The sequence below is a fragment of the Neobacillus cucumis genome, from assembly GCF_023715505.1.
In genome coordinates this window covers 39,968-59,275 of the sequence record NZ_JAMBOH010000003.1, presented here as the reverse complement: position 1 = coordinate 59,275, position 19,308 = coordinate 39,968, and the positions used below count along the sequence as shown (strand labels likewise).

At 39.8% G+C, this 19,308-nt stretch carries 17 protein-coding genes; all 17 read left to right on the top strand.

The features are described 5' to 3' along the window. Positions 1 to 35 precede the first annotated feature (35 nt). The 17 genes from M3226_RS05405 (at position 36) to rpmG (ending at position 19,257) form a co-directional block, all read left to right on the top strand. Positions 36 to 2,135 carry a peptidoglycan D,D-transpeptidase FtsI family protein gene (locus tag M3226_RS05405; protein ID WP_251563944.1) on the top strand — a complete coding sequence of 700 codons (2,100 nt, stop codon included), beginning with the start codon at positions 36 to 38 and terminating at the stop codon, positions 2,133 to 2,135. A 246-nt stretch (positions 2,136 to 2,381) separates the two neighbouring features. Then, positions 2,382 to 3,302, top strand: coding sequence for a phosphate ABC transporter permease subunit PstC (gene pstC / locus M3226_RS05400; RefSeq protein ID WP_251563334.1), 921 nt, complete (start codon positions 2,382 to 2,384; stop codon positions 3,300 to 3,302). After that, positions 3,302 to 4,189: a phosphate ABC transporter permease PstA gene (gene pstA, locus M3226_RS05395; RefSeq protein WP_251563333.1), complete on the top strand. Its 888-nt coding sequence runs from the start codon at positions 3,302 to 3,304 to the stop codon at positions 4,187 to 4,189. The genes pstC and pstA overlap by 1 nt, the downstream gene beginning before the upstream one ends. Positions 4,190 to 4,272: 83 nt before the next feature. After that, positions 4,273 to 5,028, top strand: coding sequence for a phosphate ABC transporter ATP-binding protein PstB (pstB, locus tag M3226_RS05390; protein ID WP_251563942.1), 756 nt, complete (start codon positions 4,273 to 4,275; stop codon positions 5,026 to 5,028). A 12-nt stretch (positions 5,029 to 5,040) separates the two neighbouring features. Continuing rightward, positions 5,041 to 5,814: a phosphate ABC transporter ATP-binding protein PstB gene (gene pstB, locus M3226_RS05385; RefSeq protein ID WP_251563332.1), complete on the top strand. Its 774-nt coding sequence runs from the start codon at positions 5,041 to 5,043 to the stop codon at positions 5,812 to 5,814. Between the two features lie 13 nt (positions 5,815 to 5,827). Continuing rightward, positions 5,828 to 6,487, top strand: coding sequence for a phosphate signaling complex protein PhoU (gene phoU, locus M3226_RS05380; RefSeq protein ID WP_251563331.1), 660 nt, complete (start codon positions 5,828 to 5,830; stop codon positions 6,485 to 6,487). Between the two features lie 329 nt (positions 6,488 to 6,816). Then, positions 6,817 to 8,334, top strand: a complete 1,518-nt coding sequence (gene hutH, locus M3226_RS05375; protein WP_251563330.1) for a histidine ammonia-lyase — start codon at positions 6,817 to 6,819, stop codon at positions 8,332 to 8,334. A gap of 144 nt (positions 8,335 to 8,478) precedes the next feature. Beyond that, on the top strand, positions 8,479 to 9,963 hold the full coding sequence (locus M3226_RS05370; RefSeq protein ID WP_285857738.1) for an amino acid permease: 1,485 nt from the start codon (positions 8,479 to 8,481) through the stop codon (positions 9,961 to 9,963). Positions 9,964 to 10,193: 230 nt separating this feature from the next. Continuing rightward, the gene (locus M3226_RS05365; protein ID WP_251563329.1) at positions 10,194 to 11,669 is read left to right on the top strand and encodes a response regulator transcription factor; all 1,476 of its coding nucleotides are present in this window, start codon (positions 10,194 to 10,196) and stop codon (positions 11,667 to 11,669) included. 167 nt (positions 11,670 to 11,836) lie between these two features. Beyond that, the gene (gene hutU / locus M3226_RS05360; protein WP_251563328.1) at positions 11,837 to 13,513 is read left to right on the top strand and encodes a urocanate hydratase; all 1,677 of its coding nucleotides are present in this window, start codon (positions 11,837 to 11,839) and stop codon (positions 13,511 to 13,513) included. Beyond that, positions 13,513 to 14,793 (top strand): imidazolonepropionase, encoded by a 1,281-nt coding sequence (gene hutI / locus M3226_RS05355; RefSeq protein WP_251563327.1) that lies wholly within the window; start codon positions 13,513 to 13,515, stop codon positions 14,791 to 14,793. Before hutU ends, hutI begins: the two co-directional genes overlap by 1 nt. Further along, on the top strand, positions 14,774 to 15,745 hold the full coding sequence (locus tag M3226_RS05350; RefSeq protein ID WP_251563326.1) for an agmatinase family protein: 972 nt from the start codon (positions 14,774 to 14,776) through the stop codon (positions 15,743 to 15,745). The genes hutI and M3226_RS05350 overlap by 20 nt, the downstream gene beginning before the upstream one ends. Before the next feature lie 20 nt (positions 15,746 to 15,765). Further along, entirely contained in the window at positions 15,766 to 15,966 is a 201-nt protein-coding gene (locus tag M3226_RS05345; RefSeq protein ID WP_251563325.1) for a hypothetical protein, read from the top strand. Between the two features lie 494 nt (positions 15,967 to 16,460). Beyond that, positions 16,461 to 17,144 carry a DUF4912 domain-containing protein gene (locus M3226_RS05340; RefSeq protein ID WP_251563324.1) on the top strand — a complete coding sequence of 228 codons (684 nt, stop codon included), beginning with the start codon at positions 16,461 to 16,463 and terminating at the stop codon, positions 17,142 to 17,144. Further along, entirely contained in the window at positions 17,137 to 18,396 is a 1,260-nt protein-coding gene (locus M3226_RS05335) for a glycosyltransferase family 4 protein (RefSeq protein ID WP_251563323.1), read from the top strand. Before M3226_RS05340 ends, M3226_RS05335 begins: the two co-directional genes overlap by 8 nt. Positions 18,397 to 18,416: 20 nt before the next feature. After that, positions 18,417 to 19,043: a hypothetical protein gene (locus M3226_RS05330; protein ID WP_251563322.1), complete on the top strand. Its 627-nt coding sequence runs from the start codon at positions 18,417 to 18,419 to the stop codon at positions 19,041 to 19,043. Positions 19,044 to 19,107: 64 nt separating this feature from the next. Continuing rightward, the gene (rpmG, locus tag M3226_RS05325; RefSeq protein WP_015594975.1) at positions 19,108 to 19,257 is read left to right on the top strand and encodes a 50S ribosomal protein L33; all 150 of its coding nucleotides are present in this window, start codon (positions 19,108 to 19,110) and stop codon (positions 19,255 to 19,257) included. The last annotated feature ends 51 nt before the right edge of the window (positions 19,258 to 19,308 follow it).

Below are 19,308 nucleotides of genomic sequence, written 5' to 3'. Positions count from 1 at the left end.
AAAAGAAAAAGACACATGTCCCGTTTCGTCTAAATATGGTGTTTTTTGTTGTATTTATCCTTTTTTCTGTTCTAATTCTTCGTCTTGGAGAACTGCAAATTGTTTTTGGCGATGATTTTAAACGGGAAATTCAACGAACAGAGGATATTACCGTCAATACCCCTGTACCAAGGGGGAAAATGTATGATCGTAATGGTAAGACAATTGTTGATAATAGTCCGCTAAATGCGATTACTTATACAAAAAGTCAAAATGTTACGCAGAAGGAAATGTTGGACACAGCAGCTAAATTAGCTAAGTTCATCTCAATGGATACCTCAAAAATTCCAATCCGTGATAAAAAGGATTTTTGGATAACCAATCATCCGAAAGAAGCCAAAGCGAAAATTACCAAAAAAGAATGGGCAGCTTATAATCAGAAAAAAATAGACGATAAGAAAATTTATCAATTACAGCTGGACCGGGTTACTGATGAGGAAATAAATAGTTTTAAACCAGAGGAGCTTGAGACACTTGCTATTTATAGGCAATTCAATAGTGGTTATGCCTTAACACCTCAAATAGTTAAAAATAAAGAAGTTACCGCAGAAGAATTTGCCATTGTTAGTGAAAATTTAGCGAATCTGCCTGGTGTTGATACTACAACAGACTGGGAACGTAAATATACTTTTGGTACCACCTTAAAATCTATATTGGGGGATGTGACTTCCTCAGAAGCGGGTATCCCAAAGGAGCAGTTAGATAAATATCTTGCACAGGGTTACAGTAGAAATGACCGCGTAGGGAAAAGTTATCTTGAATTAAAATATGAAAATGTTCTCCATGGACAAAAGGCAAAAGTAAAAACCGTAACTGACAAATCCGGGAAAGTCCTTTCTACTGATGTTGTTTCAGAAGGGAAGCGAGGGGATGATCTAGTTTTAACCATTGACATGGACCTTCAAAAGCAGGTTGAAAAAATAGTAGAAGAAGAAATGTGGTCTGCTAAAAGTAAACCTAATACCGGTGTTATGGACCGTGCCTTTGCCATTGTCATGAATCCTAATACAGGTGAAATATTGTCTATGGCCGGAAAACTAATTGGTAAGGACAGTAATGGAAAGACAGTCATGAAGGACTATGCTAGTGGTAATTTTACGAGCTCTTACAACGTGGGATCAGCAGTGAAAGGGGCTACTGTTTTAACTGGCTATCAAACTGGTGCAATTAAACCGGGTTCATACCAACTAGATGAACCGTTAGTAATTAAAAATACTCCTATAAAGAAATCATGGAAAACCTTTGGTTCCATTAATGATCTACGAGCCTTACAAGTTTCTTCCAACGTTTATATGTGGAAGACCGTTATTGCGATGGCACATGGAAAATATGTTCCAAATGGAACACTAAATATGGAAACTGCAAAGACATTTAACACCATGCGGCAATCATTTAGCCAATTTGGTCTTGGGGCACGGACAGGTATTGACCTGCCAAATGAAATGAGTGGTTTTCCAGGCACTGAGAATATTCCGGGTAAACTTCTTGACTTTGCCATTGGTCAGTATGATACCTACACTCCAATGCAGCTGGCTCAGTATGTATCCACAATTGCCAATGGTGGTAATCGTGTTCAGCCGCATATTGTAAAGGAAATTCGTGAGCCGGTTATGGAAAGTAATGAGTTAGGACCGATTGTTGAAGAAATTGAACCCAAAGTTTTAAATCGGATTGATATGAAGGATGCTTGGATTAAACGTGTCCAAGAAGGGTTCCGAATGGTTATGCAGGTTGGCGATGGTACAGCCACTAGTTACTTTAGGAGTGCACCATATCACCCTGCAGGAAAAACCGGAACAGCACAGGCATTTTATGATGGATCAGATAAAACAAAACGTGGTACAGAGGTCTGGAACTTAAGTCTTGTCAGCTATGCACCATCTGATAATCCAGAAGTAGCTGTGGCTGTAGTTGTGCCATGGGCCTATTCAGGCAGCAGTGGTCCAAGTATAAACAACCTAATTGGCCGCAGAGTTTTGGATGCCTATTTTGACTTGAAGAAAACACGTCAAACAATAGATGGTATTTCAGGAACGGAGCAGCAGGCAAACCAAACTACAGTTGATACCACTCAAAACAGCCAAACTAGTCAATAATTTAATACTCACTTAACCACCTGTTCAAATGAAATAGGTGGTTTTTTTATTTTTTCCGAATTTACAATATCTATACATAGATTTACAAAACCTTTACATACCATTAAAACCCCGTTTACACTCAGGATTTATGCTTGTATATGTAAGTGAAACCAATGAAGATCAAACTGTTCGTATAATTGAATAACTGGGTAAGTGCAGGTCTCGTATTTACCCTCTTATGACGTATTTAGGGGTGCTGCTGCAATGGAAAAAATTATACCTGCAAAGGAAAGATTGTTAAAGTCTGAGAAAAATTGGATGAATGGAGAAGTTCGCGGGAAGTTTCTTGTGATTTTATGCGCTGTGATAATGATTTCTGCAACCATATCCATTACCATCTTTCTTGGCACAAAAGGTTTACAATCATTTACTCAGAATAGTGTTAGTCTTATTGAGTTCGTAACCAGTATTCACTGGAATCCTACCAATAAAGCTAATCCAGAATATGGGGCATTACCGTTTATCTTTGGATCCTTTGCCGTTACTTTTTTATCGGCAATTGTTGCTGCACCATTAGGAATTGGCGGGGCAATATTCATGACAGAGATTGCACCTTCATGGGGGAGAAAAATATTACAACCGATCATTGAGCTTTTAGTTGGAATACCATCGGTTGTATATGGATTCATCGGCCTAACAGTATTAGTTCCTTTTGTTAGGGAACATGTTGGCGGACTAGGATTTAGTTTGCTTTCAGGGACAATTGTGTTATCGATTATGATTTTACCAACGATTACGACCATTGCGACAGATGCGATGAGTTCATTGCCAAAGAATTTGAGAGAAGGCTCTTATGCTCTTGGAGCAACCCGCTGGCAAACTATACGCAAGGTTCTTATTCCTGCAGCATTGCCAACCTTACTGACTGCTGTAGTTTTAGGTATGGCGCGGGCATTTGGAGAAGCATTAGCCGTTCAAATGGTAATCGGAAACGTTCGAGATTTACCAACAAGCCTTTTGGATGCTTCTGCAACCTTAACGACAATTATTACACTGAACATGGGACATACCACTTACGGAAGTGTTGAAAATAACACGCTTTGGTCCATGGGACTCATTTTATTAGTCATGTCGTTTGCGTTTATTCTCCTGATCCGTTATCTGTCATCGAGGAGGAAGTTGTAATGAATAGTAAAACTGCTGACCGTTTAGCCACAGGAGTATTTGTGGCGATTGCTATTATTATCATTTCTATTTTAGTTGGATTATTTTCCTATATTTTAGTGAATGGACTTAAACATGTTTCACTCGAATTTTTAACCACGCCTTCAAGTAATGTACGAGCGGGCGGAGGGATTCGTGATCAATTATTTAATTCTTTTTACGTTCTGTTTATAACCATGTTAATTACAGTGCCGCTTGGTATAGGCGGTGGAATATATATGGCTGAATATGCTAAGCCCGGAAAAGTAACGGATATAATCCGTTCTTGTATTGAAGTACTTGCTTCCCTCCCATCCATTGTCATCGGAATGTTTGGTTTATTAATGTTTGTTAATTTAACTGGCTGGGGTTATACGATTTTGGGCGGTGCCTTAGCATTAACGGTGTTTAATCTTCCAGTGCTGGTGCGGGTGAGTGAGGACGCCATTCGGGCAGTGCCTCGTGATTTAAAAGAGGCAAGTCTTGCGTTAGGGATTACACATTGGCACACCATTAAAACCGTTATTTTACCGAGCGCATTTCCATCGATTTTAACTGGTGCGATTCTAGCAGCAGGAAGGGTATTTGGTGAAGCAGCAGCATTGTTATTTACTGCTGGTCTATCCACACCAAGACTAGATTATGCAAACTGGAATCCCTTTTCTGATCAATCGCCGCTAAATATTTTTCGTCCTGCAGAAACACTCGCTGTACACATATGGTCGGTCAATACACAGGGGTTAATACCTGACGTTGAAGAGGTCTCAAATGGTTCTGCAGCCGTGCTGGTTATTTCAGTCTTACTATTTAACCTTTTAGCTAGATGGATAGGAAGCATGATTCATAAAAAAATCACTGCAACAAAATAAAGGGCAGGTGAAAACGGATGGTTACGACTTTATTGGAAAAAGAAACGATAGAACAAACATTTCAATCAACCGTCCCATTCCAAATGGAAAATATTTTAAAAGTAAATAATTTAGAAATATTTTATGGGGAAAAACGTGCCGTAAATGGTATCTCAATGGATATAGAGAAAAATGCAGTAACTGCATTAATTGGTCCGTCTGGTTGTGGTAAGTCAACGTTTTTACGCAGTATCAATCGGATGAATGATTTAATTCCTGGGGCAAGGGCTGAGGGAGAAATTCTTTATGAAAATCTAAATATCTTATCCGAGCAAATAAATGTGGTCGCATTGAGAAAGGAAATTGGTATGGTATTTCAAAAGCCAAATCCATTTCCAAAATCAATCTATGAAAACATTACCCATGCTTTAAAGTTTAGTGGTATTAAAAAGAAAAGCCTGCTTGATGACCTCGTACAGGAAAGTCTTGAAAAAGCAGCGTTGTGGGATGAAGTAAAGGACCGACTCTATAAATCTGCACTTTCACTATCCGGCGGACAGCAACAGCGTCTTTGCATAGCTAGGACTATTGCGATGAAGCCGGCAGTTATGCTCCTAGATGAGCCATCGTCAGCATTAGATCCCATATCCAATGCGAAGGTAGAAGAGTTGATTGTTGGTTTAAAAAAGGATTATTCCATCATAATTGTTACCCATAATATGCAGCAGGCTTCCCGTATTTCTGATAAGACAGCCTTCTTTTTAAATGGAGATTTAATCGAATATGATTCTACTGAAAAAATCTTTACCAATCCTTCCGTAAAAAAGACCGAAGAGTATATTTCAGGAAGATTCGGATAAGGGGGCGACATCATGGCAACTTCAACATTAACAAGACAAATATTTGATATAAATAATTTAAATTTATGGTATGGAGACCATCATGCCTTAAAGGATATAAATTTTTCCATTAATAAAAAAGAAGTGACAGCAATCATAGGACCATCAGGATGTGGTAAATCAACCTTTATTAAAACACTTAACTTAATGATTAATATGATTCCAAATGTCAAAATGACAGGCGAGATTAATCTAAATGGTAAAAACATTCTCGATGAGAAAGTGGACCTTGTTGACCTTCGCAAACATGTAGGGATGGTCTTCCAAAAGGGAAACCCTTTTCCACAGTCTATTTATGATAATATAGCCTACGGACCAAGAATCCATGGGATTAAGAAGAAGGTACATCTTGATGAAATTGTCACAAAATCATTGATGGACGTAGCATTATGGGATGAAGTGAAGGACCGATTACACGCACCTGCTTTAGGGTTATCGGGTGGGCAGCAGCAAAGATTATGTATCGCCAGAGCTTTAGCGACCAAACCTGAGGTATTACTAATGGATGAACCAACCTCTGCGTTAGATCCCATCTCCACCTTGAAGATAGAAGAATTGATCTTAGAGCTAAAAGAGAAATATACGATTGTCATTGTTACTCACAATATGCAGCAGGCTTCTCGGGTGTCAGACAAAACAGCCTTCTTCTTAATGGGAGAGCTTATTGAATTAGATGCTACTGCAGCTATATTTTCAAACCCTGCGGACTCACGTACGGAAGGGTATATTACCGGAAGATTCGGATGATGGGGTGGACAGAATGAGTACAAGGTCTAATTTTGATCATAATTTAATCCAGTTAAACGCAATGCTATTAACCATGGCTAAAAAAGCGGAAATGGCGATTAAAGATGCTATGCTTTCTTTAGTCAATCAAGACCTCGATCAGGCAAAGGCTGTTCTAATGGGGGATAACGAAATTAATCAATTGGAACAAGAAATAAATGATAAAGCATTATTATTAATTGCAAGAGAATCACCTGTAGCTACCGACCTTAGAAAAATAAGCGCTGCATTAAAGGTATCATCAGAAATTGAAAGATTGGCTGATATTGCCGTAAATATCGCCAAATCCACCATTCACATAGGTAATGAAAAGCATATTAAGGAGATCATTGATATACCAAATATGATGGGAATCGCTTTGGAGATGGTTTCTGAGTCGATTGAAGCTTTTACCACTGAGGATGTTTCTTTGGCACAAGAATGCGCAAAAAAAGATGACCAGGTGGATCAAATGTTTGGCCAGTTAATCCAAGAATTAATGGGATATATTCCGCAAAATCTGAATTCAACCAACCAAATTATTCAGTTAGCATTTGTTTGTAGAAATGTTGAAAGAATCGCTGACCATTCAACGAATATTGCCGAGAATGTTATTTATCTTGTTACAGGAAAAAGAATAAACTTAAATGCTTAAAAAAGAGGGGGCTGCCTGGAAATGTGCAGTCTCCTCTTTTCTATGAAATGGGATTTTTCAATTGGTTATAGCCTTTCATTTACTATTGTGCTAAAGTACTATTGTGTTAAAATTCAGAATTTTTCATTGACAAATAAGGTTTACATCACATATGATAATTATCGTAGTAATAGAATAGTATAAGATGGGATTGATAACGCATGAAGTACCGTAAAAAAATAGTTCTAAATTCAAAAATGGTAATAAAAGAGGCTGGACTCCAATTCTAATAGGAATCGGAATCCAGCCTCTTTCTTTATTATATTAAAGTATTAGAGGAGAGAGAAATCATGATAACATTAACTGGCCAAAGTTTAACCTTAACGCAAATGAAGGAAGTTTTATTCGGAGATCAAAAGGTGTGCGCTTCCGAAAAGAGCATGGAGGCTGCCGCAAAGAGCCGAGAAGCCGTTGAAAAAATCGTCTCAGAATCAAGAGTGGTTTATGGGATTACAACTGGATTTGGAAAATTCAGTGATGTGCTAATTGATAAGAATCATGTTCAAGATCTTCAGCTTAATTTAATTCGTTCACATGCTTGCGGAGTAGGTGATCCGTTCCCAGAGGTTGTCGCAAAAGCAATGGTTCTTCTTCGTGCTAACGCACTTTTAAAGGGTTATTCTGGAATTAGACCGCTTGTTATTGAAAGGTTATTAGATTTAGTGAACAAGGATATTATCCCCGTGATACCGCAGCAAGGTTCCCTTGGAGCAAGCGGAGATTTGGCACCGCTTTCACACTTGGCGTTAGTGCTAATCGGGGAAGGGGAGGTATTTTATAAAGGAACTCGAATGGATTCACTTGAAGCCTTTCAGCAAGAAGGGATTTTCCCAGTAACACTTCAGGCAAAAGAAGGCCTTGCTCTTATCAACGGAACACAGGCAATGACGGCAATGGGAGTGGTCGGCTATCTTGAGGCAGAGCAACTTGCTTTCCAAAGTGAGCTAATTTCCTCCATGACGATTGAAGGATTAACAGGGATTATTGATGCCTTTGCTGAAGAGGTACATATTGCGCGAGGTTATCAACAGCAAATTGATACTGCAGCACGAATCCGCGGTTACTTAAGCGATAGTTTATTGACGACAGTGCAGGGTGAATTGAGAGTACAGGATGCTTATTCCCTTCGCTGTATTCCGCAGGTTCATGGTGCAACCTGGCAAGCCCTCGATTATGTAAAAGAAAAGTTAGAGATTGAGATGAATGCAGCAACGGATAATCCATTAATTTTTAATGATGGTGAAAAAGTAATTTCCGGTGGTAACTTCCATGGACAGCCAATCGCTTTTGCCATGGATTTTATGAAAATTGCGGTTGCAGAAATGGCAAATATCTCTGAAAGACGGATTGAGCGGTTAATCAATCCGCAATTAAATGATTTACCGCCATTTTTAAGCCCGGAGCAAGGCTTACAATCAGGTGCTATGATCATGCAATATGTTGCCGCATCTCTTGTATCGGAAAATAAAACGCTGGCACATCCAGCAAGTGTAGATTCCATCCCATCGTCAGCGAACCAAGAGGACCATGTGAGCATGGGAACAATCGGATCCAGGCATGCACATCAAATTATTCAGAATACAAGAAGAGTCCTGGCAATAGAGCTGATTTGTGCAATGCAGGCGGTTGAATACCGGGGAGTTGAAAAAATGGCAAACCAAACAAGAAAGCTTTATGATACCGGAAGAAAACTTGTTCCTTCTATAAAAAAAGACCGCATTTTTTCAAAAGATATTGAAAAAGCAGCGGAAGGCCTTAAAACAATGGACCTAAAAGAATTACTCAAGCAATTAGACAACGTAAGATAAATTTTACTTAGCAAAACAAAAAGGAAAAGAAGAAATTTATTTATTTGTTAAGACGTTAATTAATTACTAATTATTGTTCTCCTCCTGCGGTTCCTTATTGTTCCTACTATTGGTAAGTATACTAAATTAAAAAAGAGGTGTTTTATGCAAAATACGGCCCTTAAAAAAGAAAATCAGCAAACGAATCCAGGTGAACAACATGAACATTTAGAAAGAAAATTAAAAACAAGGCACCTATCAATGATTGCCATCGGTGGAACGATTGGTACTGGCCTCTTTTTAGCTAGCGGTACTACTGTTCATGATGCCGGTCCAGGAGGGGCACTGGCAGCCTATCTTATTGCAGGGATCATGGTTTACTTCCTCATGACAAGCCTGGCGGAGATGGCAGTATTTATACCAATTTCGGGTTCTTTCAGTACGTATACATCAAGATTCGTTGATCCTGCCTTAGGGTTTGCTGTTGGCTGGAATTATTGGTATAACAATGCCATTATCCTCGCGCTTGAATTATCGGCTTCTTCCTTGATTATGAAATATTGGTTCCCTACTATTCCAGGCATTGTCTGGAGTGCAGCTTTTCTAGTCATTATTTTTGGTCTGAATGTTTTATCTGTAAAAGGTTACGGTGAATCAGAATTTTGGTTTTCCATTATCAAGGTTGCCACCATCATGATCTTTATTGTGGTGGGATTACTGATGATCTTTGGAATTATGAAGGGTCATACTGGTGGATTTGAAAATTTCACTAAGGGAGATGCACCATTCAAAGGAGGACTTTTATCCATCTTTAGTGTCTTTATGGTAGTGGGGTTTGCCTTCCAAGGAACAGAAATGGTTGGGGTTGCTGCAGGTGAAAGTGAAAATCCTGAAAAAAATATCCCTAAAGCCATTAAGCAAATTTTCTGGCGAATTCTTTTATTCTATGTGTTAGCCATTTTCGTTATTGGATGCCTCATTAGCTATAAAGATCCTAATTTATTAAGTTCGGATCTGGAAAACATTGCAGTGAGTCCATTTACGCTAGTTTTTAAACATGCTGGCCTGGCATTTGCCGCAGCTGCGATGAATGCTGTTATTCTTACTGCTGTTTTATCCGCAGGAAACTCATGTTTATACGTTGGTTCACGTGTTCTATGGGTATTAGCTGAAGAGGGAAAAGCACCGGCATTCTTGAAAAAAGTAAATAAAGGGGGTGTCCCTGTAAACGCTTTATATTTGACTACGTTTGTAGGAATGCTCTGCTTCCTAACCTCTCTTTTTGGTGACGGAACCGTTTATTCCTGGTTATTAAATGCTGCTGGTCTAGCAGGTTATATCTCTTGGTTAAGTATCTCTGTTACACACTACCGATTCCGAAAAGCATTTATTGCCCAAGGCAGAGATTTTAAAGACCTCCCATATGCAGCGAAATGGTTTCCGTTAGGCCCGATTCTAGCCACAGCACTATGTTTAGTGGCGATGCTTGGAACCAATTACCAGGCGTTTATCGGTGACAAAATTGACTGGTATGGAATTCTGGTTTCTTATATTGGTCTGCCTTTATTCTTATTTGGATATTTTAGCTATAAAATTGTAAAGAAATCAAAAATGGTGCCATTACAAGAGGCTGATTTCAGCCAGGAATAAGTTATTTATACTCTAACACCTTGGAACCTTTAGGCGACCGTAGCTTTTCGTATCAATGAAATAGGGGGGCTGTATAGACGACGGGATATGTCTGTTAATACAGCCCGTTTTTTGTTTGTTTTAAAAAGATTAGTGATTTGAATGATTGTATTAACAATTACTAGAAGGATTTTATTGGATAAAAAATGCTTGCTATGATGATAGCATCATACGAAAGAAGGTATAACATCATGGAAATTCATTTGATCGTAAAAGATAAACTTGAGGCTCAGGGAATTCGTTGGATTGTGGAATCGCATTTAGCCGGTGTCCGATTAATTCTATGGGATACCTTGGAGGAATTTGAAAATGGTTTAAAGAGACAGGAGCCTGACCTGGTTATTCTGGATATGGACGGATGGGCTAATGAAAGTGAACGATTTGGCAGGTTAATGCAGCAACGGAGCTTTCGCTGGTTAGGCATTTCATCAGAGCGAATTTTTCAAACCGCTTACCGTGCACTCCGTTTTCGTGCTGATGATGTTTTGTTCCGCCCGTTTTCTTCATCTGATTTTATCAATCATGTACAACAATTGCGTAATCAAATGCGAAATCACGAGCGTTACTTTCCAAACAATCCTACAGATGCAGTAGATACGTTAGACATCGGGTATCATGATCTTTTCTTAAGAGAGAGAAAACATCCCAGTCCGATCATGATGGCAGCATTTTTGACTCCACATTCAGAAACGCTTCCCCAAGTATACGATGCCCTGCAGCGTTATCCCTTTACAGGAAAGAATCGTTTATTTGCTTTATCTAATTTTATACTTTGTGTACAGGAGGTTAAGGAGAACACGGTGTACCAGGAGGAATACCATGCGTTTCTTGTGTACTGGAAAAAGCTCATGGATGAGCCCATTGCAATAGTGATGAAAGAAGCTTATCCTCATGATTCATTAAAAAGAGCCTACCAGGAAACACATCAATTAATGAGACGAGTTTTTTTTGAAGGCTATGATATTATTTTGGCGGAAAACAAACATCTGTCGTTCAAGGAAATGGATCCTTTTTTGACTCCTTTGGAACAGCGCCAGTGGATTGAAATGCTCGAAAAAAGGGATATAAAAGCGATCCGCGATTGGGTAGAGCGTGAATTTCTAACTTTTCAGGAGCCGTATCCTGATCCTGAAATGGTTCGAGTCCGCCTTACAAGTGTGCTCGCCCAGATTCGCAGACATATGAAATCATACGGACTTCAAAGCGTTTTTTTAGAAGCAATTTATCATAAAATTTTTCAGCAAATTGTCCATATGCCAGTCATTTATCAAATTATACAGGAATTGCTCTTGTTTACAGCCCGCTTGCTTGAACAGGATCATCAGAACTTACAAAAAGGGCCAAGAACACTTGCCGAAAAAGCAAGGGAGCTGATCGAGTCTAACTATTGGGATGCGCAGTGGAATTTAGCGGCTTGCGCGGATGCACTTCGCATCAATAAGAGCACCCTAAGCCGCCGTTTTGCCGCCGAATCTGGCAGGTCCTTTCGTGATACGCTGCATGAAGTACGCATTGGCGAGGCTAAACGACTATTACAGGAAACCGATTTATCACTTGAAGAAATAGCACGATTAACGGGCTATACCCACCAAACTTATTTTAATTCTAAATTTAAACAGTGTGCAGGGTGTACTCCTTTAGTTTATCGTTCGGGAATAAAGATATAACATTATTAATTTCTGTTGCTTGCAAGTTTATATAAATGAAATAATTTATAAAAAGTAAAATAATCAAAAACAAATATGAAACCAGTTATAAAATTATCATTATATTATAATAAAAATAAAGTATTTCTCTGATAAACTAAAAATATCACAACTAGGAGGTAGAAAAAATGAAAACGGATACAGTTAACAAAGTTATTCAGTATAGAGGAACCGAATTACATACAAAAGGCTGGCAGCAAGAAGCTGTACTACGAATGTTGATGAACAATTTAGATCCGGATGTAGCGGAGCATCCAGAGGAACTTGTTGTTTACGGCGGGATTGGTAAGGCGGCACGAAACTGGGATTGCTTTGATGCAATTGTCGAATCTTTGAAAGACCTTGAAGAGGATGAAACGTTACTTGTCCAATCAGGAAAGCCCGTGGCGGTGTTTAAAACACATAGCCAAGCACCACGTGTACTGATTGCAAATTCAAATATTGTCCCGGCATATGCCAACTGGGATACATTCCATGAACTCGACAAAAAGGGATTAATGATGTATGGCCAAATGACCGCTGGAAGCTGGATTTATATTGGCTCCCAGGGGATTGTACAGGGAACATACGAAACATTTGCGGAGCTCGCAAAACAGCATTTTAATGGTTCTTTAAAAGGTACTATCACAGTAACCGCGGGCCTTGGAGGTATGGGTGGAGCTCAGCCGCTTGCAGTTACTATGAACGGTGGGGTCTGCATCGGTATTGATGTAGATGAGACAAGGATTGACCGTCGGATTGAAACCCGCTATACCGATGTGAAAACGGATTCTTTGGATGAGGCTATTCGTTTGGCTCAAGAGGCAAAAAGAGAAGGAAAGGCATTATCAATTGGCTTACTGGGTAATGGAGCTGAAGTTTTACCGGAAATGATAGCACGAAACTTTATCCCCGATGTGCTGACAGATCAAACATCAGCGCACGACCCGTTGAACGGATACACACCTGCAGGTTTGTCATTTGAAGCTGCAACGGAACTACGAAAATCAAACCCTGAAATGTATGTCAGGATGTCGAAGGCTTCTATGGCTGTGCATGTGAAAGCGATGCTTGAGATGATGGAAAAAGGCGCAGTGACATTTGACTATGGCAATAATATACGCCAGGTTGCCAAAGATGAAGGGGTAGAAAACGCATTTGACTTCCCTGGATTTGTTCCAGCTTATATCCGCCCTCAATTCTGTGAAGGGAAAGGACCTTTCCGTTGGGTGGCGCTGTCAGGTGACCCTGAAGATATTTATAAAACAGACCAAGCTATTCTTAGGGAATTTGCCGATAATAAACATTTGTGCAACTGGATCCGATTGGCTCAGGAAAAAATTCAGTTCCAGGGGCTCCCTTCCCGTATTTGCTGGCTGGGCTACGGAGAACGTGCCCGTTTTGGTAAAATACTGAATGACATGGTGGCGAGAGGGGAACTAAAAGCACCAATTGTTATTGGACGTGATCATTTGGATTCAGGCTCTGTTGCTTCACCGAACCGTGAAACAGAAGCGATGAAAGATGGATCTGATGTTGTGTCTGACTGGCCAATATTAAATGCCATGGTTAATGCAGTGGGTGGTGCTACATGGGTTTCTGTACATCACGGCGGTGGAGTTGGAATGGGTTATTCTTTACATGCGGGAGTAGTTATTGTCGCAGATGGTACGAAAGAAGCAGAGGCACGAATTGAACGTGTATTGACAACAGATCCGGGTATGGGTGTCGTACGCCACGCCGATGCAGGATATGAACTTGCAAAGAAAACAGCACGGGAAAAAGGAATTAAAATCCCAATGCTTGACAAAGGAAATGATCAGTAATGGAAAAACCAATTTGGATTAAACATGCCGCCCAGCTTGCAACGCTTGCTTCCGAAATAAAAGGTCCCCGTTCAAAAGAAGCTATGTCACAGCTTGGTTTGATTGAAGACGGAAGCTTGTGGATAGAGGATGGACTTATCCAGGCGGTTGGAACGACGAAAGAAATTGAGGAACACTATAAGGGAAAATTGAAAACAGCAGAGGTTGTGGATGCCTCAAATCATTTGGTAACGCCTGGACTTGTAGATCCACATACACATGTTGTATATGGAGGAAGCCGCGAGCGTGAATTTGAAATGCGCCTTGAAGGTGCAACATATATGGATATTATGAATGCGGGTGGAGGAATTCATGCGACCACCCGTATGACTAGGGAAGCGACGGAAGAAGAATTAGTCGTGCAAACTAAACGCCGGCTTGATTCGTTTCTTGTTCATGGAGTGACAACTGTAGAAGGCAAAAGTGGATATGGCTTGAATCTCGAAACCGAACTTAAGCAGCTCCGCGTCATGAAGATACTGCAGGAACACCATGCAATTGACCTTGTTCCTACCTTTATGGGTGCCCATGCTGTGCCTCCGGAGTTTAAGGGAAAAGAAGATCAATTTGTCGATTATTTAGTTGATGAAATGCTGCCGAAAGTCGCCCAGGAAAAATTAGCTGAATTTAACGATGTTTTTTGTGAAAAAGGGGTTTTTACACCAGAACAATCCGAGCGCATTTTAGAAACAGGTAAGCACTTTGGGTTGATCCCGAAAATCCATGCTGATGAAATTGAGCCTTATGGCGGAGCGGAATTGGCGGCAAAGGTAGGGGCAATTTCAGCTGAGCATTTATTGAAAGCTTCCAATGAAGGCATTCAAGCCATGGCAGATGCGGGCACGATTGCCTGCCTGCTTCCGGCAACAGCGCTCTATTTACGCGAAGCAGCTGCAGCAGGAAGAAAAATGATCGATGCAGGTGTGCCGGTAGCGATTTCCACTGATTGCAATCCTGGATCTTCACCTACGACCTCAATGCCGCTCGTGATGAATCTGGCTTGTATTTCAATGAGACTAACCCCGGCAGAGGCCTTGACAGCAGCAACTATTAATGCTGCATGCGCGATTAACCGCCAGGAAATAGTAGGATCACTTGAAGTGGGAAAGCAGGCGGATATCGTGTTATGGAGTGTAAAAAGCTACCAGGAGCTGCAATACTTATTCGGAGTTAATCACGTTAAGTCTGTGTGGAAAAAGGGTGTAAAGGTGGTGGATTCAGGTGGGAGAACATTGGCTTAAGGCACCCGAATGGTCCTGGAATCGATTAAAGGGTGAAGCTGGTTATGTGCATCATTGGGTGCAGCCACTGAATGAAATGAAAGAAACACCCAATTTAATTGTTTACGGTGCACCGATTTCTCGGTCATCCATAAGTGTGTCCGGAGCCTCTTTGTATCCAGCGGAATTTCGGCGGATGTGGAGGGGCTTTGCCACCTACAACCTGGATGAAAAGATTGATTTGAGGTCCTTCAAGGTTGCAGATGCGGGAGATGTGGCGGTGCATACAACAGATATTCCCTTATCACATCAACGTATCCAGGAGACAACGGCCTATCTTGCAGCAAGCTATCCACAAACGGTAACATGCATGATTGGCGGCGACCATTCTACAACGGCCTGTGCGGTACGGGGAATAAAAGAAGTTTTTAAGGAAGAAACGATTGGAATCTTACAGCTCGATACACATCTTGATGTGAGGGATCCGGCAGAATTAGGACCTGCAAACGGAACGCCGATTCGGCAGCTAATTGATGGTCATACTGTCAAAGGAGAGAATGTTGTCAATATTGGTTTGCATGGCTATTTTAATGCGAAGCCGCTTATTGATTATGCGGAGAAGCACAATATTCAGATGGTGACGTTAAAGCAGGCACGCAGGCAGGGACTTATTAATTGTGTTCAGGAAGCGCTTCGGCAGTTGACCGCAAAAGTTGACCGCGTTTATGTCACCGTCGATATGGATGTGCTTGATATTTCCGTTGCACCGGGTGTACCAGCGTCTACCCCCGGCGGTATGCTTGCAGAGGAACTGTTTAATATATTACTAGAAATCGGCCAGCATTCGATTGTCCGGCATATTGATTTTGTTTGTCTGGACCCAAGCAAAGATTCGGTAGTCGCCCAAACCGTTAAGACCGGGGTATATGCATGGTTGCAATTTATTACTGGTTGCGTTTTTCAGACTAGATAAAGATAGGGAGGGGATTTTTAATGTGGGTCATCACTACCCATTCAAAGAAAAACATCAAAATGTTTGAGTTTGATACTCAAAAAGAAGCAAAAGAAGCACTTGAGAGAATAAAAGGATGTAAAATTCTTACTGAAGTCATTTACTTTAATGATTTTATAGCTGAATCAACTAATCTTAAGGAAAACATTTCCTCCCGATGGAACGAACTCGAGGTTAGATAATATTAGTCAGTTTTTTCTAAAAACTTAATTCCATTATGTATCCGCTTACGTATGGGGAGAATAACACATCTAAAACATTACAGGAATCATTAAAAAGCTAAGAAGCATAGGGATTATATCTCCATGCTTTTTTGTTTTAGTAATAAAGTATTAAAGTTAAAAGAGAGTGATAAAGGCTATTACAGAGCTGGTTGTTGGATCTGGAAGCTCAGGAGCGGAAAAATATTGATGATAATTGCCTTTTTAGAAATGCTGTCGAAAAGATTATCATATCCAATATAGAAATTTGTTGATACTTGTAAAAAACGATGGTTTATTAGTAACTAAAAAAATTTTAATTATGGTAAACAAAGCTTGCTATATAGGATAACCAAAATACGACAAAATGCGTTTATTGTATGCTTTCTCATCTGGTGATACCATTAAATTATAAATTATTAGAATTATTTTGTGATGATTGCATATATTGATTGTTTACAGAACGGAGGAAAAAAATGATTGAGGAAATTATCAAACTAAGAGGAGATGGATTATCATTTCGTAAAATCGCCTCAGAATTGAATACAACAGTTGGTAAGGTTCAATACCGCTGGAATAAATGGATTGAAGAAAGTAATAATGAAATAAAGAATGAACTTAATAGGCAATCTACGAAGGATTCAAATTCCTCAGATGACTCTATTTCACCAGAATTCATTCCACTAAAGGGAGAACTAAAGGCAAGGATCATTACACCTCGCAAAATAATTCTTTTCTGGGACATTTCCGAGTTACCGAAAAAAGTCATTGAACGATTCTTTAATCGAAAGTTTGAAGAACTTGTCACTGTTACTAGAATTTATGACGTAACGAATATTTTGTTTAATGGTAAAAATGCTCACCATTTTAATGAAATAACCGTCCCTTACCATAGTGGACACTGGTTTATTAAAGGATTGTTAGAAAATCGGAGCTATATTGCGGAATTAGGAGTACACATCACTGACAATGAATTTTTTCCGCTGTATCGTTCGAATTGTATTCAAACACCTTTACCGGAAATACAAAGCGGTAATACATTTCATCAGGAATTATTACAATTCCAAAGATACGAAGAAGAATCACCAAAATGGATGGAACATGTGAGTACTTACAGTTATTATGTGAAATCGAACAACTTGGGGGAGGACAATGGATAAACGACAGCTAGGACCAGTTGACTTAGATGTAAAAAGCCAAGCTCCTTGGAAGTTAAAAATATTAATTCTTTCTTGGGAATTCCCACCTAATATGGTTGGAGGACTATCAAGACATGTAGTTGGATTATCCACCCACTTGGCAGAAAATGGACATGAAGTTCATGTCCTAACAGCAGGGAAAAATAGTCTTCCAACCTTTGAAATGATGGATGGGATAAATGTCCACCGTGTAAGGCCAATTAATGAGAATGACGATCATTTTCTGTCGTGGATTGCCGGCTTAAATTTAGCTATGGCCTTTAAGGCAGAACAGCTAGCAGAAGAAGTTGACTTCGATATTATTCATGCTCATGATTGGCTTGTCGGAGCAGCAGCGATTTCCCTAAAGGAATTATTAGGCATACCACTATTAACCACAATCCATGCCACAGAGCATGGAAGAAATAATGGAATCTATACCGAGATCCAGCAATTCATCCATGAAAAAGAACACCAATTAATTTTAGAGTCCGACCAAATTATTGTCTGCAGCGAATTCATGAAGGAAGAACTTAAAAAGGTTTTTACCCTGCAGGTTGAGAGGATGGTTGTCATTCCAAACGGAATTGAACCATTGACAGTAAATCGGCAAATTACAGAGGTAATGCCAGTACTAAAGGATAAAAAATATATCTTCTCAATTGGAAGAATAGTTGAAGAAAAAGGATTCGAGACGCTAATCGAGGCAGCAGCGATTGCAAAGGAAAACAAGAAACATGACTTCGTTTTTGTTATTGCCGGAAAAGGGCCGATGCAGAAGGAGTATCAAAAACGGGTTTCAGAGCTTGGTTTGGAGGAACACGTGACTTTTATTGGCTACGTAACGGATGAACAAAGAAACGCCTTAATTCAAGGCTGTGAACTCGCTGTGATACCAAGTCTTTACGAACCATTTGGAATTGTTGTGTTAGAATCAATGGTTCTCGGAAAACCAACCATAGTCTCTAATACCGGTGGAATGAAAGGAATCATTAAGCATCTCCAAACGGGGATGTTGATGGTCCCGGGGGATCCACAAAGTCTTATGGAGCAAATTGAGTTTTTATTCAATCAACCAGAGAAAGCCGTAGAGATTGGCAACAGGGGAAAGCAAATTGTTCAAAGTCTTTATGGGTGGAAAAGAATTGCGGCTGAAACAAGCAGGGTGATGGAAGATACGTTACTCAGCCAGCGAGTCAATGAGAAGGATCGAAAGACAGCGCCAAATAAATGATAAATAAGGTGTGCATGAAGATGAATTTAACTACTGAATTGCAAAATACAAAACATAACTCTAGTCTTGAACCAGCGATGGAATCACTTCAATTCGTTCCGGGAGTTTGGCTGAATGGGAAATACATTTGGCTGCAAGACACTATGGAAAAAGCGCTTTACGATGAAGCGTTAGTGATAAAGGTAAAGCAGGAACAAATTCATACTAAAATTAATCTTTCAAGTGTTTTTGTAAGTAATCACAGTCATATAACAAAACATATCCATATTTTAGGTATGCACCATTTTTTAAATGTTGGACAAGAAAACTTAACATTCGTATCACCGATTGAAAATCATATTATTCATCATGCGAACACACAGGTTTATATTGTGAATGGCCACTGTAACCAGGCAAGTATGAAAGAATTCACAACGGTGCCTTTGTGGAATGCCTACACGGATCGTATTTGGAGTTCGTTAAAAAAAGGAAACTTAAAATATCAACCGATGGCAAAAGGGCCTGCGGCTAGTATTTTTAAGATGACAACCTCTATTGAACCACGTCAAACGAGAAAAATGGCCACTTGGACGATAAGTGGTGCAAGCAAAAACGAACTGATTTTATTAGAAAAAGCACTTCTTAAAAAACACACTAGCATTTCCTAATGAAAAATGATATTATAGAAAAGTCGTATGAACGAACAGCTTAATCGTTTGGAGGGAAATTAACATGCGTGTAAATATTACGTTAGCTTGCACTGAGTGTGGAGATCGTAACTATATTTCAACAAAAAATAAACGTAACAACCCAGATCGTCTTGAGCTTAAGAAATATTGCCCAAGAGAAAAGCGTACAACAGCACATCGTGAAACAAAATAAGCAGTGGGGCTTCCTGCTGCTTTTTTTGTTGTCTTCAAGTCTTCAAAAAGG

Excerpts from the sequence above, each read along its gene's own strand:
- M3226_RS05405 (WP_251563944.1), top strand. The coding sequence starts at position 36 with ATGGTGTTTTTTGTTGTATTTATCCTTTTTTCTGTTCTAATTCTTCGT.
- pstC (WP_251563334.1), top strand. The coding sequence starts at position 2,382 with ATGGAAAAAATTATACCTGCAAAGGAAAGATTGTTAAAGTCTGAGAAA.
- pstA (WP_251563333.1), top strand. The coding sequence starts at position 3,302 with ATGAATAGTAAAACTGCTGACCGTTTAGCCACAGGAGTATTTGTGGCG.
- pstB (WP_251563942.1), top strand. The coding sequence starts at position 4,273 with ATGGAAAATATTTTAAAAGTAAATAATTTAGAAATATTTTATGGGGAA.
- pstB (WP_251563332.1), top strand. The coding sequence starts at position 5,041 with ATGGCAACTTCAACATTAACAAGACAAATATTTGATATAAATAATTTA.
- phoU (WP_251563331.1), top strand. The coding sequence starts at position 5,828 with ATGAGTACAAGGTCTAATTTTGATCATAATTTAATCCAGTTAAACGCA.
- hutH (WP_251563330.1), top strand. The coding sequence starts at position 6,817 with ATGATAACATTAACTGGCCAAAGTTTAACCTTAACGCAAATGAAGGAA.
- M3226_RS05370 (WP_285857738.1), top strand. The coding sequence starts at position 8,479 with ATGCAAAATACGGCCCTTAAAAAAGAAAATCAGCAAACGAATCCAGGT.
- M3226_RS05365 (WP_251563329.1), top strand. The coding sequence starts at position 10,194 with ATGGAAATTCATTTGATCGTAAAAGATAAACTTGAGGCTCAGGGAATT.
- hutU (WP_251563328.1), top strand. The coding sequence starts at position 11,837 with ATGAAAACGGATACAGTTAACAAAGTTATTCAGTATAGAGGAACCGAA.
- hutI (WP_251563327.1), top strand. The coding sequence starts at position 13,513 with ATGGAAAAACCAATTTGGATTAAACATGCCGCCCAGCTTGCAACGCTT.
- M3226_RS05345 (WP_251563325.1), top strand. The coding sequence starts at position 15,766 with ATGTGGGTCATCACTACCCATTCAAAGAAAAACATCAAAATGTTTGAG.
- M3226_RS05340 (WP_251563324.1), top strand. The coding sequence starts at position 16,461 with ATGATTGAGGAAATTATCAAACTAAGAGGAGATGGATTATCATTTCGT.
- M3226_RS05335 (WP_251563323.1), top strand. The coding sequence starts at position 17,137 with ATGGATAAACGACAGCTAGGACCAGTTGACTTAGATGTAAAAAGCCAA.
- M3226_RS05330 (WP_251563322.1), top strand. The coding sequence starts at position 18,417 with ATGAATTTAACTACTGAATTGCAAAATACAAAACATAACTCTAGTCTT.
- rpmG (WP_015594975.1), top strand. The coding sequence starts at position 19,108 with ATGCGTGTAAATATTACGTTAGCTTGCACTGAGTGTGGAGATCGTAAC.